General features: G+C 74.8%; 17 protein-coding genes and 1 tRNA gene. 16 read left to right on the forward strand and 2 right to left on the reverse strand.

Features of this window, described 5'->3' with window-relative positions; all coding sequences use genetic code 11:
• The first annotated feature begins 79 nt into the window (after nucleotides 1-79).
• From PH190_RS13110 to PH190_RS13145, 8 genes are all read left to right on the forward strand, one after another.
• Complete coding sequence (locus PH190_RS13110) at nucleotides 80-1,573, forward strand: acyl-CoA carboxylase subunit beta (RefSeq protein WP_274231962.1); 1,494 nt, start codon at nucleotides 80-82, stop codon at nucleotides 1,571-1,573.
• Nucleotides 1,574-1,634: 61 nt separating this feature from the next.
• Nucleotides 1,635-3,557, forward strand: coding sequence for an AMP-binding protein (locus PH190_RS13115; protein ID WP_274231963.1), 1,923 nt, complete (start codon nucleotides 1,635-1,637; stop codon nucleotides 3,555-3,557).
• Nucleotides 3,554-4,018, forward strand: a complete 465-nt coding sequence (locus tag PH190_RS13120) for a MaoC family dehydratase (protein ID WP_274231964.1) — start codon at nucleotides 3,554-3,556, stop codon at nucleotides 4,016-4,018. Before PH190_RS13115 ends, PH190_RS13120 begins: the two co-directional genes overlap by 4 nt.
• Entirely contained in the window at nucleotides 4,015-4,818 is an 804-nt protein-coding gene (locus PH190_RS13125) for an HpcH/HpaI aldolase/citrate lyase family protein (protein ID WP_274231965.1), read from the forward strand. The genes PH190_RS13120 and PH190_RS13125 overlap by 4 nt, the downstream gene beginning before the upstream one ends.
• Nucleotides 4,819-4,828: 10 nt before the next feature.
• Nucleotides 4,829-5,716: an LLM class flavin-dependent oxidoreductase gene (locus PH190_RS13130; RefSeq protein ID WP_274231966.1), complete on the forward strand. Its 888-nt coding sequence runs from the start codon at nucleotides 4,829-4,831 to the stop codon at nucleotides 5,714-5,716.
• A gap of 94 nt (nucleotides 5,717-5,810) precedes the next feature.
• Nucleotides 5,811-6,185: a hypothetical protein gene (locus tag PH190_RS13135; protein ID WP_274231967.1), complete on the forward strand. Its 375-nt coding sequence runs from the start codon at nucleotides 5,811-5,813 to the stop codon at nucleotides 6,183-6,185.
• A gap of 121 nt (nucleotides 6,186-6,306) precedes the next feature.
• Nucleotides 6,307-7,701: an MFS transporter gene (locus PH190_RS13140; protein ID WP_274231968.1), complete on the forward strand. Its 1,395-nt coding sequence runs from the start codon at nucleotides 6,307-6,309 to the stop codon at nucleotides 7,699-7,701.
• A gap of 104 nt (nucleotides 7,702-7,805) precedes the next feature.
• On the forward strand, nucleotides 7,806-8,696 hold the full coding sequence (locus tag PH190_RS13145) for a DedA family protein (RefSeq protein ID WP_274231969.1): 891 nt from the start codon (nucleotides 7,806-7,808) through the stop codon (nucleotides 8,694-8,696).
• On the opposite strand, the gene PH190_RS13150 is transcribed toward PH190_RS13145, so the two are convergent.
• Nucleotides 8,697-9,497: a helix-turn-helix domain-containing protein gene (locus PH190_RS13150; protein ID WP_274231970.1), complete on the reverse strand. Its 801-nt coding sequence runs from the start codon at nucleotides 9,495-9,497 to the stop codon at nucleotides 8,697-8,699.
• Between the two features lie 236 nt (nucleotides 9,498-9,733).
• Here PH190_RS13150 and PH190_RS13155 point away from each other — a divergent pair, with 236 nt between their 5' ends.
• The 4 genes from PH190_RS13155 to PH190_RS13170 all read left to right on the forward strand — a co-directional run bounded on the left by PH190_RS13155 (nucleotide 9,734) and on the right by PH190_RS13170 (nucleotide 13,391).
• A complete protein-coding gene (locus PH190_RS13155) occupies nucleotides 9,734-10,147 on the forward strand; it encodes a pyridoxamine 5'-phosphate oxidase family protein (protein ID WP_274231971.1) in 414 nt (137 codons plus the stop codon).
• Between the two features lie 303 nt (nucleotides 10,148-10,450).
• On the forward strand, nucleotides 10,451-12,004 hold the full coding sequence (locus PH190_RS13160) for a heparan-alpha-glucosaminide N-acetyltransferase domain-containing protein (protein WP_274231972.1): 1,554 nt from the start codon (nucleotides 10,451-10,453) through the stop codon (nucleotides 12,002-12,004).
• Between the two features lie 123 nt (nucleotides 12,005-12,127).
• Nucleotides 12,128-12,340: a hypothetical protein gene (locus PH190_RS13165; protein ID WP_274231973.1), complete on the forward strand. Its 213-nt coding sequence runs from the start codon at nucleotides 12,128-12,130 to the stop codon at nucleotides 12,338-12,340.
• A gap of 31 nt (nucleotides 12,341-12,371) precedes the next feature.
• Nucleotides 12,372-13,391: a YhjD/YihY/BrkB family envelope integrity protein gene (locus tag PH190_RS13170; protein ID WP_274231974.1), complete on the forward strand. Its 1,020-nt coding sequence runs from the start codon at nucleotides 12,372-12,374 to the stop codon at nucleotides 13,389-13,391.
• A gap of 48 nt (nucleotides 13,392-13,439) precedes the next feature.
• Here PH190_RS13170 and PH190_RS13175 read toward each other — a convergent pair.
• Nucleotides 13,440-13,514: transfer RNA gene (locus PH190_RS13175), tRNA-Ile, on the reverse strand.
• Between the two features lie 333 nt (nucleotides 13,515-13,847).
• On the opposite strand from PH190_RS13175, the gene PH190_RS13180 reads away from it, so the two are divergent.
• The 4 genes from PH190_RS13180 to PH190_RS13195 all read left to right on the forward strand — a co-directional run bounded on the left by PH190_RS13180 (nucleotide 13,848) and on the right by PH190_RS13195 (nucleotide 16,760).
• Complete coding sequence (locus PH190_RS13180) at nucleotides 13,848-14,039, forward strand: hypothetical protein (protein WP_274231975.1); 192 nt, start codon at nucleotides 13,848-13,850, stop codon at nucleotides 14,037-14,039.
• 213 nt (nucleotides 14,040-14,252) lie between these two features.
• Nucleotides 14,253-14,390 carry a hypothetical protein gene (locus PH190_RS13185; protein WP_274231976.1) on the forward strand — a complete coding sequence of 46 codons (138 nt, stop codon included), beginning with the start codon at nucleotides 14,253-14,255 and terminating at the stop codon, nucleotides 14,388-14,390.
• A gap of 49 nt (nucleotides 14,391-14,439) precedes the next feature.
• Nucleotides 14,440-15,060, forward strand: coding sequence for a hypothetical protein (locus PH190_RS13190; RefSeq protein ID WP_274231977.1), 621 nt, complete (start codon nucleotides 14,440-14,442; stop codon nucleotides 15,058-15,060).
• 53 nt (nucleotides 15,061-15,113) lie between these two features.
• The gene (locus PH190_RS13195) at nucleotides 15,114-16,760 is read left to right on the forward strand and encodes an alkaline phosphatase D family protein (RefSeq protein WP_274231978.1); all 1,647 of its coding nucleotides are present in this window, start codon (nucleotides 15,114-15,116) and stop codon (nucleotides 16,758-16,760) included.
• The last annotated feature ends 44 nt before the right edge of the window (nucleotides 16,761-16,804 follow it).

The following is a 16,804-nucleotide window of genomic DNA, read 5'->3' on the forward strand; positions in this document are numbered from 1 at the left end:
CGCCCACGGCACACCTCCCGCGTGGGAGGTGCCGGCGCCCCCTCCCCCCGGGACGCCGGCACCTCCCTCGGGGGACGACGTGCTCGCGGCGGCCGACCGGGCCCGCCGCGGCGGGGACACCAGCCGGTGGCCGGACAAGCTGCCGGTGCGCGAGCGCCTCGCCGTGCTGCTCGACCCGGGCAGCTTCGTCGAGGACGGCGTGCTGGCCTCGGCGGGCACGCCGGGCATGCCCGCCGACGGCGTCGTCACCGGGGTGGGCACCGTTGAAGGGCGCCCGGTCGCGGTGATCGCCCACGACTTCGGCGTCAAGGCCGGCTCGTGGGGCGAGCGGACCTGCGAGAAGCAGATCCGGATCCTCGAGCGCGCCGACCGCGACCTGCTCCCCGTCTTCTACCTCGTCGACTCCGCGGGGGGCCGGCTCACCGAGCAGATGGGCTTCTTCCCCGGCCGCCGCGGCGCCTCGAAGATCTTCCACCTGCAGGTCGCGCTGTCCGGGCGCGTCCCCCAGATCTGCTGCCTGCACGGCCCCTCGGCGGCGGGCGGGGCCTACATGCCGGCGTTCACCGACTGGGTCGGCATGGTCGACGGGCAGGCGTCGATGTACCTCGCGTCGCCGCGGGTGGCCGAGAAGGTCACCGGCGAGCACACCACCGCCGAGGAGATGGGTGGCGCGCGGATGCACGCCGAGGTCTCCGGGTGCGGCGACGCGGTGTTCGACGAGGACTGGCAGGCCATCGCCGCGGCCCGGCTGCTGTTCTCCTACCTACCGGGCCGGTTCGACGCTCCCCCGCCCGACGCGGAGCCGGTCGAGCCCGAGGCCGCCGGCTGGGACGGACTCGTGCCCGAGGACCCGACCGTCGGCTACGACATCGCCGGCGTGATCGACCGGCTCGTCGACGGCGGCTCGTTCTTCGAGGTCAAGCCCGACTGGGCCCCCGAGATCGTCGTCGGCTTCGCCCGCCTCGAGGGGCGGGTCGTGGGGCTCGTCGCCAACCAGCCGCGGGTGCGCAGCGGCGCGATCCACGTCGACTCCGCCGACAAGGCCGCGCGCTTCATCAGCCTCTGCGACGCGTTCAACGTCCCGCTGCTGTTCCTGCAGGACGTGCCCGGCTTCATGGTCGGCGTCGCGGTCGAGCGCCAGGGCATCATCCGCCACGGCGCCAAGATGATCACCGCGATGGCGTCGGCCGAGGTCCCGAAGTTCACGGTCGTGCTGCGCAAGGCCTACGCCGCGGGCTTCTACGCGATGTGCGCGCCCGGGTTCGAGCCGCGGGCCACCCTCGCCCTGCCCAGCGCGTTCATCGGCGCGATGGGGCCCGAGGCGTCGGTCAACGCGGTCTACGCCGGCAAGATCGCCGAGATCGCGGACCCGGACGAGCGCGCGGCGTTCGTCGCCACCCGCGTCGAGGAGCACCGCGCGGAGGTCAACCTGCTGCGCATGGGCGACGAGCTCGTCGTCGACGCCGTCGTGCCCGGCGAGGAGCTGCGCGGCGAGCTGGTCGCGCGCCTGCGGCACGCCGACGGCTGGACCCGCACCCGCGGGCGCCGTCACCACCCCGTCAGTCCCGTCTAGAGCACCCGTCTAGAGCACCCGTCTCCAGCACCCGTCTCGAGCACCCGGGAGAGGAGCGACCATGGATGATCGCGACACCCTCGCCACCCTGATCTCCGCGCCGCTGCAGGCCCTCGACGAGCGGTGGCGCTCCGCCGAGCGGGCGGCCGAGCTCGCCGAGGCCCGCGCGCTGCACGAGCGCGACCCCGACGACTACTGGGCCTGGGTGGCCGCGAAGCACCGCTGGCTGACGCCCTGGCAGACGGTGCGGACGGGCGAGCTCGGCGACTTCCGGTACTTCGACGGCGGGCGCATCAACGTCGCCGACAACTGCGTCGACCGCTGGGCGGAGTCGACCCCGGACCGGCCGGCGGTGGTCTGGGAGGGCGAGCCGGGCGACACGCGGACGCTGACCTACGCGGAGCTCGCCGACGAGGTGGACCGCCTCGCGGGCGGGCTGCGCTCGCTCGGGATCGCCCACGGCGACGTCGTCGCGGTCTACATGCCGAACCTCGTCGAGGCGTTCACCGCGATCCACGCCTGCAACAAGATCGGCGCGATCTACACGGTGCTGTTCTCCGGGTTCGGACGCGAGGCGGTCGCCTCCCGGCTCGCGGCGGCCCGGGCGAAGGCGGTGGTCGTCGCCGACGCGATCCACCGGCGGGGGCGGACGGTCGAGCTGCTCGAGACGCTGCGCGCCGCGCGGCCGGAGGCGCCGACCGTCGAGCACGTCGTGGTGGTCGACCGCACCGGGCGCGGGGTCGAGCTCGCAGCGGGCGAGGTGTCCTACGCGGCCCTGGTCGCCGAGCACCCCGAGGGCGCACCGACCGTCGCCCTCGACCCCAACGAGCCCGCGTTCCTGATCTTCACCAGCGGCACCGAGTCGCGCCCCAAGGGCGTCGTGCACTCGGTCGGCGGCTTCCTGCTCGGGACCTGGGCGAACGTGCACTGGCAGGCCGGGCCCGTCGAGGGCGACGTCTACTGGGTGGCCGCCGACGTCGGCTGGCTGACCTTCCCGATCCAGGCCGTGATCGGCGGGCTGGCGCACGGGTCGACGATCGCCTGCTACGAGGGCGCGCTGGACACGCCGGGCCCGTCCCGCTTCTACGACATCTGCGAGCGGCACGGCGTCACCCAGGTCCTGTGCGCGCCGACGGTGCTGCGGATGCTGCGCAAGTTCGGCGACGACCTCGCCGCCGAGCACCCGCTCCCCCGCCTGCAGCTGATCACCGTCCAGGGCGAGCCCCTCGACGGCGAGACCTTCACCTGGGCGAGCGAGACCTACGGCGTCCCGGTCGTCAACGCCTACGGGCAGACCGAGACCGGGTCGACGTGGACCTACCCCGTCACCGGCGTCGACGACCTCAAGGCCGGCTCGGTGGGCACGCCGGTGCCGGGGCACGCCTTCGCGGTGGTCGACTCCGACGGCCACGAGGTGCCGACGGGGGTGAAGGGCAACCTCGTCATGACCCGCCCGTTCCCGACGCTCGCGCGCACCGTGTGGGATGACCACGAGCGCTACCTCTCCACCTACTTCGGGCGCTTCCCGGGCCGCTACGCCACCAACGACGAGGCGGTCGTCGACGACGACGGGCACCTCTGGGTGCTCGGGCGGGCCGACGACGTCATCAACGTGGCCGCGCACCGTCTGTCGACCATGGAGATCGAGGCGGTGGTGACCACCCATCCCCGCGTGGTCGAGGCGGCCGTCGTCGGGATCCCCGACCCGACCAAGGGCACGGTGCCGGTCGCGTTCGTGACCGTCACCGGTGGGAGCGCCGACGAGGTCCCCGACGAGGTGCGCACGCTCGTCGCGGACACCATCGGCGGCATCGCCCGGCCCGACCGCGTCATCGTCACCGCGGCGATGCCCAAGACCCGCACCGGCAAGATCATGCGACGGTTGATGCGCGAGGTCCTGCTGCACGGCGAGGCGCGCAGCGACACCAGCGCGCTGGAGGACCCGGGGTCGCTGGACACCCTCGCCGCCGCGGTGCACGCGTGAGCGGCCTCTGGTTCGAGGACCTCACCGAGGGCCTCGTCGTCGAGCACGCGACCCGGCGCACGGTCACCGAGACCGACAACGTGCTGTTCACGACGATGACCATGAACCCGGCGCCGCTGCACCTCGACCACGCGTACGCGGAGACCACCGAGTTCGGGCGGCCGCTGGTCAACAGCATGTTCACCCTCGCCCTGGTGGTCGGGCTGTCGGTGCCGGAGCTGACGCTCGGCACGATCGTCGCCCAGCTCGGGCTCGACGAGGTGGCGTTCCCGGCCCCGGTGTTCCACGGTGACACCGTGCGGGTGGAGACGGAGATCGTGTCGGTGCGCGCCTCGGGCTCGCGGCCCGACGCCGGGATCGCGGTGTTCGCGCACCGCGCGCGCAACCAGCGCAACGAGGTGGTGTGCACCTGCCGGCGCACGGGTCTGATGCACCGGCGGCCGACGGGACCGGACCGGTGAGGGTGCCGCGCAGCCTGCTGTTCGTGCCCGGCGCGCGGCCCGACATGGTCGCCAAGGTGCCGCGCTGGGCGCCCGACGCCGTGGCCGTCGACCTCGAGGACGCCGTCGCGGCCGCCGACAAGGAGAGCGCGCGCGAGGCGACGGTGAGGGCGGTCGGCGAGCTCGCCGGCGGCGACACCCTCGTGCTCGTCCGCGTCAACGGCCCCACGACGCCCTGGTACGCCGACGACGTCGCCGCGGTCGCGGGGTCGGCGGCGCACGGGGTGGTGCTGCCCAAGCTCGAGTCGCCCGAGCAGCTCGCGGACCTGCGCGCGCGCCTCGACCTCCCGGTGGTCGGCGGGCTGGAGAGCGCGAAGGGCATCGCCCGGTGCCGCGAGCTCGTGAGCGGGCTGCTCGCCGCGTACTTCGGCGCCGAGGACTACATCGCCTCCGTCGGCGGGCGGCGCACGCCGGGCTCGCTCGAGGTGCTGCACGCGCGCAGCGAGGTCGTGCTCGCGGGCGCGCTGGGCGGGGTCGGGCTGCTCGACCAGGCCGTGGTCGCCGCGCACGACGCCGAGGCGTTCCGCGCCGACGCCGCCGCCGGCCGGGACCTCGGCTACGACGGCAAGATCTGCATCCACCCCTCGCAGGTCGCGCTCGCCCACGAGGCGTTCACGCCGACCGACGACGAGGTCGCCCACGCCCGGCTCGTGATCGAGGCCGGGAAGAGCGGGGTCGGGGTCGTCGACGGCGAGATGGTCGACGACGTGCACCTGCGGATGGCGTCGGCCGTGCTGGCCCGCGCAGGGCTCGACGCGTGAGGCCCGACGCGTGAGGGTCGGCCTGATGATGCCGCCGACCATGGCGGCGGAGGACGCCCGGCGCGCCGAGGAGCAGGGCTTCGACATCGTCGCCGCCGGCGAGCACGTGCTCTTCGGCAGCCCGACGGCCAACGCGTTCGTCACCCTCGCCGCGGCCGCGGCGGTCACCAGCCGGGTGCGGCTGCTCAGCGCCGTCACGCTGCTGCCGCTCTACCCCGCGCCGCTCGCCGCGAAGATGGCGACGACCCTCGACCGCGTCTCCGGCGGGCGCTTCGAGCTCGGCGTCGGGGTGGGCGGCGAGAACCCCGTGGAGTTCGCGGCCTGCGGCGTCCCGGTCCGCGAGCGGGGACGCCGCACCGACGAGGGCCTCGACGTCCTCGGGCGCCTGTTCGCCGGCGGGGCCATCGACGTCGAGGGCACCCCGGCGACGCTCGACCCGCTCCCGGTGCAGCGGCCGCGCCCGCCGATCTGGGTCGGCGGGCGCTCCCCGGCGTCCATGCGCCGCGCGGGCCGGGCCGGCGACGTCTGGATGCCCTACCTCGGCAGCCCCGATCGCGTCGCCCGCGGTCTGCGCACGGCGCGCGAGGAGGCCGAGCGCCACGGCCGCGACCCCGCCGAGGTCACCGGCGCGTACTTCGCGTGGAGCTGCGTCGACACCGACCCGGCCGCCGCCCGACGCGGCGCGCTCGAGGCCCTCGCCGCGACCTACGGGCAGGACATGGAGCGGATCGTCGACGCCTGCGTCCCGCACGGCACGCCCGAGCAGGTCGCCGCGCGCCTCGCCGAGTACCGCGACGCGGGCGCGGAGTCGGTGGTCGTCGCGCCGGCGGTGGCTCCGGCCGGCCGCGCGGGCATGCTCGACCTCCTCGCCGGCGAGGTGCTCCCCCGCCTGCGCTGACGCCGCGGGACGGGAGACGCCCGCCCGGCGTCCGATGCGCCGTCGCCTCCCGGCGCGGTCCCCGCGGGTCCGGCCGCTGGCACGATCGGGCGCCGTGGCGCCGACGCAGGTCCTGGTCCTCGGGCTCGATCCCCGCACGGTGCCGGGCTACGACCCGGCGCCGGTGGTCGCGAAGATCGCCGACGGAGAGCGGCGCTTCGTCGACCGCGGCATCGCCGCCCGTCACGAGCTGCTCCCCTACGACGAGGACCCGGACGTCCTGGCGGCGCGGATCGCGGACGTCCTCGCCGCCGAGCCGTACGCGTGCGTCGTCGTGGGCGGCGGGATCCGCACCGACGAGCCACGCCTGGAGTTCTTCGAACGCGTCGTGAACCTCGTCCGCCGTCACGCGCCGCAGGCCGCGATCGCGTTCAACGCCGGGGCGGACGACGCCGCCGACGCGGCCGCCCGCTGGCTGCCGCCCTCCTGACGGCGACCCTCCGTCGAGGTGTGCGCACCGCACCGTGACGGCGGCACGGCGTCGTGCCGACGGCCCAGTCTCGCGACCACTCCTTTGCCGAGCCTTGACCCTGGTCCGGGCGAGCCGTTCCATGACCGGGCACCCCGACGACGAGGAGCCCTTCATGGCCAGCGACGCGTCCGGAACCGAGTCGGTCGAGGGCGGCCGCGCCGGACCCTCCCTGCGGGTGCCGCGCCGGGTCGCCGCGGCCAGTCTCGTCGGCACGACCATCGAGTGGTTCGACTTCTTCATCTACGGCACCGCCGCGGCGCTCGTGTTCAACAAGGTGTTCTTCCCGGCCGCCGACCCGGCGATCGGCACCATCGCCGCGCTCGGCACGTTCGCCACCGGCTTCATCGCCCGGCCGATCGGTGGCGCGGTGTTCGCGCACTTCGGCGACCGCGTCGGGCGCAAGCCGATGCTGGTGTACTCGCTGCTGCTCATGGGCGCGGCGACGGTCGGCATCGGGCTGCTGCCCGGCTACGCGACGATCGGCGTCCTCGCCCCGGTGCTGCTCGTGGTGCTGCGCTTCGCCCAGGGCTTCGGGGTCGGCGGTGAGTGGGGCGGCGCCGCGCTCATGGCCGTCGAGAACGCCCCGCCGCACCGCCGCGGCTTCTACGGCAGCTGGCCCCAGGTCGGCGTCCCGCTCGGGCTCGTCATGGGCACCGGCTCGTTCCTCGTGCTCGACCTGACCGTCAGCGAGCAGGCCTTCCAGGCCTGGGGCTGGCGCATCCCGTTCCTCGCGAGCGCCGTGCTCATCGCCGTCGGCATGTGGATCCGGCTGACCGTGGCCGAGAGCCCCGTGTTCCGCCGCGACCAGGAGCGCCGCGAGGCGAGCCGGCTGCCGGTCCTGCAGGTGCTGCGCGAGCACCCGAAGCTGATCTTCCTGGCGGCGGGGTCGTTCGTGGCCACCAACGCCACCTTCTACATCAGCTCGGTCTGGCTCGTCTCGTACGCGACCACCGAGCTCGGCTACACGCGCAGCACGATCCTCGGCGCCAACACCTTCCTGTCCGCGTCGGACATCCCGATGATCCTGCTGCTCGGGCTGCTGTCCGACCGCCTCGGCCGCCGCCCGCTGTTCCTCGGCGGGATGGGCCTGCTCGTGGTGTTCGCGATCCCGTACTTCCTGCTCGTGCAGACCGGGGTCGTCGGGCTGTTCATCCTCGGCGGGCTCGTCGTGCAGGCCTGCCGCAGCGCGGTGTACGGGCCGCAGTCGGCGTACTTCTCCGAGCTGTTCCCGACCCACCTGCGCTACAGCGGGGCGTCGCTCTCCTACCAGATCGCGTCGATCGTCGGCGGGCTCGCGCCCGCGATCTGCGGCCTGCTCGTGCTCTGGACGGGCAGCCTCATGTCGGTCGCGGGCTTCACGGTCCTGCTCGCCCTGATCTCGCTGGGCAGCAGCTGGGCGATGAGCGAGACCCTGACCCGCGGCCTCGACGGCCCGGACGAGGCGCCCGCACGCGGGGTGCCCGCGCAGGCCTGACCCGTCCCGCCGCTCCACCGCCGACGGCCCTCCTCCGTGAGGAGGAGGGCCGTCGGCGAGGTCGTCCCGGCGAGGGACGCGGTCCGCCCCCTCGGCGCGCGATCGTGGAACGCGTCGGAGAGGACACCGAGCGGGACGGGGGCGAGACGATGACGGGCGCGGGCGCCGACACGAGCCGCGAGCAGCAGGACGAGGACACCGGGCCCGTGGCCGCGACGCCGAGGCGCTTCCGGTGGCGGACCGCGGACTACTCGCCCGAGGAGATCGCCGAGGCGAAGAAGGCCTGGCGCGACGCGATGCCGTGGGACCACCCGATGTCGCGCGGCGACAAGGTGCTGGTCGTCGCCACGCTCGGCGTCCTCGTCGCGATGCTGGCGACGATGCCGCTGCGGCCCTTCCTGCTGGCGTCGCACCCCACGGCCCTGGCCGCCGTCACCGGCAGCCTCTCCGCGACCGGCGCGGGCGCCGCGTTCGCGCGGATCGGCGAGGGGAACCTGTGGCTGGTCATCGCGGCCGGGACCTTCGGCATGACCAAGTTCGACTGGCTGTTCTGGCTGGCCGGACGCCGGTGGGGCGAGAAGATCGTCGCGCTGTGGGCGCCCGGTGACGTCGCGCAGCGCTTCGTGACGTGGATCCGGTCCGCGCCGCGGTGGGCGACCGCGCTGGCCGTCGTCGGGGCCTCGCTGCCCGGTGTGCCGGGCGCCGCGGTGTTCGCCCTCGCCGGTCTCGGGCGGATGCGGCTGGTGCCGTTCCTGGTCCTGGACGCCCTCGGCGCCGCGCTCATGACCGGGCTCGTCGCCGGCCTCGGCTACGGCATCGGGCAGCACGCCGTCGACCTCGTACTGACCATCGACCGGTACGCGCTGTGGATCACGATCGGGCTGATCGTGCTGGTGTCGGTGAGGTCCGGCATGCGCTCGCAGCGGGAGCAGAAGGCGCGGAGAACGCAGCAGGCCCAGCAGGCCCGGCAGGCCCGGCCGGACACCCCGGCCTGATCAGCCCGAGGCCGTGGACGGCTCGGCGCGGCGGACCGCGCTGGGGGCGTGCCCGCGGTGGCGGTGGAACGCGGTGCTGAAGCTGAAGGGGTTGGCGTAGCCGACGCGGCGGGCGACCGCCGCGACGGTGGCGTCGGGCTCGGTGACCAGCGCGCGCTCGGCGAGGTCGAAGCGGTGCTCGCGCAGGTAGGACAGCGGCGAGGTGCCCACCTCCTCGCGGAACCGGCGGGCGAACGCCGCCCGGCTGACGCCGGCGTGCGCGGCGAGGCGCGCGACCGTCCAGGGGCCGGAGGGGTCGTCGTGGATGGCGGCGAGGGCGGCGGCGACGCCGGGGTCGGTGGCCGTCACCTCGCCGGCCGCCGCGGTGAGGACGTCGCGCACGGTGTCGGTGACGAGCCAGTCGAGCAGGCGCGTGGACACGACGTCGCTGGTGGGGGCGGCGTCGAGCTGGTCGGTGACGCGCGCGACGAGCAGGCGGCAGAACTCCGAGTCGGCGCGCACGACCGCCCGCGCGGGCAGCAGCGCCAGCCGTGGCGCGGCGCCGCGCAGCGCGAACTCGGCGACCAGCAGCGTCGCCCCCTCGTCGCCGGCCCGGACGGCGAGGCGGTCGGCGCCGCGCAGGAGGACCGCGTCGCCGGGGTGGAGCGCGCCGTCGCCGAGGTCCGCCTCCCCGCGCGCGACCGCGACGAGGGCCCAGCGTCCGCCGGCGGGGACCGTGGCGCGGCCGGGGGCGAGCGTGTCCGCACGCATCGCGGGCTCCTCGACGCGGACCGTGCCGAGCAGCGCGTCGATCGTCCCCACCTCCCCGAGGTTAGACGCTCTCGGGGGTCGAGGGTGGACGCTCGCGAAGGTGCCGGAGCGTCGCGCCGATGGCCGGGCGGGCGTCCGCGGGCGAGCCTTGGGGGCACGGCAGACCGCCGTGACCGACGACGTCGCGCGCCTGCACGGACGGCCGCCGCGCCCCGTTCGCGCGTGGGCCGTCGAGCGGGCGGCGCCCGGCGCCCGGAACGGATCCACCGATCCCCGAGGAGAACCCGATGCTCACCGACGACGACCGCGCCCTGCTCGACCGCCCGCTGCACGGGCTGCTGACGATCCCGCCCGCCCCCGGGCGCCTCCCCGCGCCGCGCCCGGTGTGGTTCGAGCCGACGCCCGAGGGCGGCGTCCAGCTGTTCTCGCTGGTCAGCTCACCCAAGGTGCGCCGCCTGGAGGCCGACCCGCAGGCCACGTTCGTCGTGGTCCGGCCGAACGGCGAGCCCGAGGGCTGGGTGTCGATCGAGGCCGACGTGACCGTGCACCGCGACGGCGCCAAGGAGCTCGCGGACCGGCTCGCGAAGCGCTACTGGGACGACCCGGACTCCGACGAGCACCGCGCGACCGCGGCGGCGTGGGCCGACGAGGACGAGATCCGGCGGATCGTCCTGCACCCGCGCCGCGTCACCCGCACCTAGCACCCTTACCCCGCGGTGACGAAACCCTGACCCCGGTGCACGGCCTCCGTGCCCACGGCGGTGATTCTGCGGCGGCGCCGATCGGCGGACGCTTCGGTGGTCACCCCCCGTCGGGCGCCAGGAGCCGCAATGATCACGACCGAGCCGCCTCGTCCGCGGACCCCGTACGCGACGGGTGCGGTCACCCACCGCTACCCGGCGCCGCGTCCGCCGGCCGCGCCGGGCACGCGACCGGTCACGGGACCGGGGATGCGGTCGGGGATGCGGCCCGCAGCCGGTCCGTCGGCGGTCGACGCACCGACGGTGAGGTTCATCCCGACCCGACAGGTCGAGGTGGTCGCCCCGCCCGCCGCGACGAAGGCCTCGCGGGTCCGCGGGGTGGACGTCGCCCGGGGTCTCGCGCTGCTCGGGATGATCGCCGCGCACACGCTCCCCCTGACCGCGGGTGACCAGCCGACGCTGGTCGGGCGCCTGGTCAACGGGCCCGCCGCGGCGCTGTTCGGCGTCCTCGCCGGGCTCTCGGTGGCGCTGCTGACCGGGCGGCGCCGCGTCGAGACCGATACCGCTCGCCAGCACGCTCGGCGCCTGGCGGTGCGGGGCCTCGCGATCGGGACGATCGGGCTCGCCCTCGGTCAGGCCGAGCTCAGCAGCATCGACGTCATCCTCACCTACTACGGCGTGCTGTTCGTGCTCGCCGTGCCGCTGGTGCTCCTGTCGACCCGCGTGCTGGCCGGGCTCGGTGCGGCCCTCGTCGTCGTCGCCCCCGTCACCAATCACCTGCTGCGGGCACAGCTGCCGCCCACCGAGCTGCTCGACCCGTCGTTCACGATGCTGGTCACCGACCCCGGCGGGCTGCTGACCACCCTGCTGTTCACCGGCGCCTACCCGGTCTGGCCGTGGCTGGCGTACCTCTGCGTCGGCATCGCCGTCGGCCGCCTGCGCCTCGACCGGACCCGGACCGCCGCCGCGCTCGCCCTCGGTGGCGCTGCGCTCGCCACGGTCGCCGCCATCTCCTCGGCGCTGCTGCTGCAGGTGGCGGGCGGGCTCGGGCAGGTCCTCACGACCACCGGCCTCGACCCCGAGGAGGTCGCGAGCCTGTTCGTCGAGGGACCGAACGGCGTCACACCGGCCACGAGCTGGTGGTGGCTCGCGGTGTCCCTGCCGCACTCCTCCACGCCCTTCGACCTCGCCCGCACCATCGGGACCTCGCTGGCGGTGCTGGGCCTGGCGCTGCTGCTCGACCGGCTGGTCGCCCGCCTCGCCGACCGCACGCCCGGCCGGGTCCTGGGCGCGATCCGGGCCCCGCTCGCGGCGGCCGGATCGATGACGCTGACCTTCTACGTCCTGCACGTCGTCGTCACCGGACTGGCCCCGGGCACCGACCCGTGGGTGCTCTTCGGCGTGCAGGCCGTCGGCGCCCTGGCCGCCGGGATGGCGTGGCAGCGGTTCCTGGGCCGCGGGCCGCTCGAGGCCGGCGTGGCGCGGCTCGTCGACGCGGTGGCGCCCGCGCCGTCGAAGACCTCGGCCCCGACCACGTCCCGCCGTGTCGGCGCGGGGCTCGCGTCGGCGGTCGCCATCGGCGCCCTGCTCGTGGCCGTGACCGCCGGCGCGGGCGTGGCCCTGGCCTTCCCGTCCACCGGCGCCCCGGCGTCCACGAGCGCGGAGTCCGAGGCGTCCGAGGACGAGTCCGCCGACGCCGGCACGGCCGAGGACACGGGGACGACCGGCACCGCCGAGCCGGGCGCCACCGGTGACGCCGCCGAGGACCCCGCGGCCGACGCGGGCGGGACCGACGCCGACTCCGCCGACGCCGGCGAGTCCGCCGACACCGGGACCGACTCGGGCGACGACGGCTGAGCGGGGGGCAGGTCAGGCTCGAACGGACGACCCCCCGCGGAGGACTTCACACCCCGCGCATGAGGCGCGCGGCGGCATCGGGCCGCGATGCTGGCGTCCGGCGACCCGGGCGGAGGAGGTGTGGTGATGTTCGAGACGGCCTTGCGTGAAGGCATCGACCGGGCCCAGGAAGGTCTGCGGCGAGCGCACCGGGAGGGCCTGCCGTACGAGGAGGCCGCCCACGCCGCGCGCCTGTTGGACCTGCAGGACCGCGCTCGCCACGCCGGCATCGACACGACGGGGTGGGTGGATCCGGAGCTCATGACCGCTGCGCGGGCCCTGGCCGGAGACGACTGAGCGCGGTCCCGGGTCGGTCGAGGAGAACCTGATGACCACGACGGAGGACGCGGGACCCGGCCGGTTCGAGGCACTCCGAGCGCGTCACCCCTGGCTCGACCACGTGGTGCGCGCGGGCTCCCGGTACGCCGAGAAGCACGGCGACCACTACGCGGCAGCGATCACCTACTTCAGCGTGCTCGCCCTGGTCCCGGTGCTGATGATGGCCTTCGCGGCCGCCGGCTACGTGCTCGCCGGCGACCCGCACCTGCTGGCGGAGCTGCAGTCGGCGATCACGAGCACGGTGCCGGCGACGCTGGCCCCCACCGTGACCTCGATCATCACCACCGCGATCGACCAACGCGACGCGGTCGGCATCCTCGGTCTGGCGTTCGGACTGGTCGTGGGCCTGGGGTGGACCGCCAACCTGCGCGAGGCGCTGTCCGAGCAGTGGGCCCAACGCCGGCCGGCGGTGCCCCTGGTCAGGCGCTACGGCACCGACCTGCTCGCCATGATCGGTCTCGCACTGGCGCTGCTCCTCTCCTTCGGGGTCACCGCGGCCGGCACCGGCATGTCCGGCACCGTGATCGAGCTGCTCGGACTCGACCGCGCCTGGTTGACCCGACTCCTGGTCGTCCTGGCCGGCCTGGCCCTCACCCTCCTCGCGGACTGGATCGTGCTGGTGTGGGTCATCGCCCGGCTGCCCCGCGAACCGGTGACGCGGCGCAGTGCCGTGCGGGCCGCGGCCCTCGGCGCGGTCGGGCTCGTGGCGCTCCAGCAGCTCGTGACCGTCTACCTCGCCCGGGTCACGACCTCGCCGGCAGGTGTCGCCTTCGGCCCGATCCTCGGGTTGCTCGTGTTCACCAACCTCGTCGCCCGGCTCGTGCTCTTCGTGACGGCGTGGGCGGCCACGCTGGGCGAGAACGCCCCCGAGGCGGCGGACGAGCCCGCGTCGGTGGTCGTGCGGCCGGCGATCACGGTGCGGCGACCTCCGTCCACCGTGATGGCCGCACTGCTCGGGGCCGCGGCCGCGGTGGGAGCGGTCGTCGGCGCCTGCGCCCATCGTCGCTGAGCGATGCCGCCGGGACGGCCTCGGTGAGATCTCACCAGGTCGAGGGAGTGGGGCAGGTCGGGCTCGAACCGACGACCTGACGGATTATGAGTCCGCTGCTCTGACCAGCTGAGCTACTGCCCCCCGGGGTGCCGCCCGCCGGGGCGGCCACGGCGGGCCGAGCGTACGACACCCCGGGCACGGGATCGCCGGGCCCGCGCGACGTGACGTCCGTGTGAACACGCGTGACATCGGCGTGATCTTGCCGAGATCCTCGCGAGGACCACCCGAAGGGCCCTGGACAAGGGTGTCCGGTCGCGGAGCGCATCCAGATCGTCACAGCCCGCGTGATGATCTCGTTACCGAGTCCCGGAATGGGCCGTTCTGGCTTGAATCGGACGCCGCTAGCCCGCGATGGTTCGGCCGTTCGGGTCAGCCGGACCCGGACGGTCACCGTCCTGATCGGGAAGGACCCCCATGAAGAAGAGCACGATGCGCCTCGCGTTCGCCGCCGTCGCCGTCCCCGCGGCCGTCACCGGCTTCGCCGCCCCGGCGGCCAACGCGGTCGAGCTGGCGCCGTACGCCCACCAGCTGGACAAGGACGTCGCGGCCACCGAGGCCGAGGTCGGCGCCGCCCTCGACGCGCTGGGCCTCGCCGCCGCCGAGTGATCACCCGACACCGCGTCGGGACGCACGACCAGCAGGTGATGTAGCAGGTGATGGACTGAGAGCCGCTCCCCACAGCAGCTTCCGCGAGGGCCCGGGTCGGGATCGACCCGGGCCCTCCGCGCGTCCGCGGCACGCGAACGCTGGACATCGCGGGGTTCGCCGACGACGCTGGTGGCACGTCACGTCGATCGCACGAGTTGCTCGGAGGCCGCCATGCGCCTGGGACGTCGACTCTCCGCCGGCATCGCCGAGGACCCGCCCGCGCCCGCAGCGGCCGAGGAGCCCGCGGTCGAGGAGGTCCTCGAGGACACGGATCAGCGTGAGCCGGCCGAGCAGCTGGTCGATCGCTAGGCACCGGCGGCCGGAGGGGCCGCTGACCGGGTACAAGATCGCGTACCCGATGATCTCCGCGGACTCGCGCCGCGCGGGCTTCAACGGCGTCGCGCTGGGCCGCTCGCAGGTCTACGGCGCGGTCGCCGACGCCGTCTGCATCCAGAGCCCGCGGCACCGGTGCCCGTCGTCGTGGTGCGACTGCGGCTTCTACTGCTTCCACGCGCTCGACGACGCCCGCGACCTCGCGTGCGACCCGCAGTACCAGCACTGCGTGCTGCTCGAGGTCGCCGCGTCGGGCCGGTACGTGCGCTACGAGCTGGGCCTGCGCTACGCGCGCCAGACGATCCGCTCGGTGCGGCTGGGCCGCTGCGGCTGCGGGCGCGCGGCGACGGCGCTGGCCGACGGCGGACCCGGGATCGTCGGCTGGCGGCGCCTGCACCCGGTCTGCGGGCTGTGCGCCGGCCCGCGTCCCGTGCTGACCCCGGAGGCGTTCGGCGTGCTGCTGGGACACGTGCCGGTGCGGGCCGAGGACGGCGCCGACGACGGGTTCGCCCCGCTCGCGGGGCTCGGGAGCGAGGTCGACGACGCCACGCTCGTGCCGTTGCTCAGCGCCGAGGTGGCCCTGTTGCAGGCGCGCCTCGACCAGGTCCAGAGCCGCCTGGAGCAGCTGACCCACCGCTCGGACTGATCGCGGCGCGCCCTCACGTGGCCGCGGACGGGTGCCCGGTGTAGGCAGGGCGGGTGACCTCCCTCGAGCTGGGTCCCCTGCTCCGCCACGTCGGCACGACCACCGCCACGATCTGGGTCGAGACGAGCGAGCCCTGCACGGTCGAGGTGCTCGGTGCGTCCGCCCCGACGTTCCAGGTGTGCGGGCAGCACTACGCGCTCGTCGTCGTCGACGGCCTCGAGCCCGGGACCGTCCGGCCCTACGAGGTGTGCCTCGACGGCGAGCTGGTGTGGCCGATGGAGGGCACCTCGACGCCGCCGAGCTACCTGCGCACGCGCCGCGAGCGCACCCCCGAGCCCGACAGCACGCGCCTGCGGTTCGTCTTCGGCTCGTGCCGCTACCCGCCGACCGACGACCCCGAGCTGGAGGCCTCGCTCGGCATCGACGCGCTCGACGCGTTCGCGACGCGGCTGATGGACGAGGTCACCGCGGCCGACGACCCGGCAACGGTCCTGCCCGACGCGCTGTGCCTGCTCGGCGACCAGGTCTACGCCGACGAGATCACCCCGCGGACCGAGCGCTGGATCCGCGAGAACCGCGACCCCGACGCCGCGGACGGCCCGGGCCTGGAGATCGCCGACTACGGCGAGTACGCCCACCTCTACAGCGAGTCGTGGACCGACCGGGAGCTGCGCTGGCTGCTCTCGACGGTGCCGACGGCGATGATCTTCGACGACCACGACGTCCGCGACGACTGGAACACCTCGCAGACCTGGCGCGAGCAGATGGCGTCGAAGCCGTGGTGGCCGCAGCGCATCCGGGCCGGGCTCGCGTCGTACTGGGTCTACCAGCACCTCGGCAACCTCGACCCGGAGACGCGCGACGCCGACCCGCTCTACCGCAAGGTCCTCGAGGCCGACGGTGACGTGTTCGAGATGCTCGCCGACTTCGCCGGCCGCGCCGACGCCGAGGTCGGCGAGCCGACCGGTGTGCGCTGGAGCTACCGCTGGGACCTGGGGCGCACCCGCCTGCTCATGGTCGACTCGCGCTGCGCCCGGGTGCTCAACGCCCAGGAACGGTTGATGATCAACGACCACTCGTTCGCCTGGATCGAGGAGAACGCGACCGACCCGGACGAGGAGGTCGACCACCTGCTGCTCGGCTCGTCGATCCCGTGGCTGATGCCGCCGGCGGTCAGCCACGTCCAGTCGCTCGACGAGTGGGCCGCGGCGCGCGGCAGCAAGCTCGCCGAGTCCGTGCGCCAGGCCGTCGACCTCGAGCACTGGCCGGCCTTCCGCGCGTCCTTCGACCGGCTCGCCGACCTGGTCCGCGGCGTCGCCTCGGGCCCGTCGGCGCCGGCCACGGTGTGCGTGCTGTCCGGGGACGTCCACCACAGCTACGCCGCCGAGGCCCGCTACCCCTCCCCCACCCGGTCGCGGGTCTACCAGCTGACCTGCTCGCCCGTGCGCAACGGCGTCCCGTGGTTCATGGAGTACGTGTTCGCGCTGGGCTGGTGGCGCGGCCTCACCAACGCCCTGGGCCGTGTCGCCACGGCGGCGGGGATCGGGGACCTGCCGCTGTCCTGGTCGACGATCGGCGGGCCGTGGTTCGGCAACGCGGTGTCGACGCTCGAGGTCAGCGGCCGCGACGCCCGCATCCGCGTCGAGCGCTCGGGCAGCCGCGGCGGCCTCGAGGCGGTGGCGGAGCTCCCGCTGACCTGAGCGGCTGTGGTGTTCCAGCCTGGCGTCCACGCTGTCACTCAACG

Origin of the sequence: Actinomycetospora straminea (assembly GCF_028737255.1) — a bacterium.
Classification (GTDB): domain Bacteria; phylum Actinomycetota; class Actinomycetes; order Mycobacteriales; family Pseudonocardiaceae; genus Actinomycetospora; species Actinomycetospora straminea.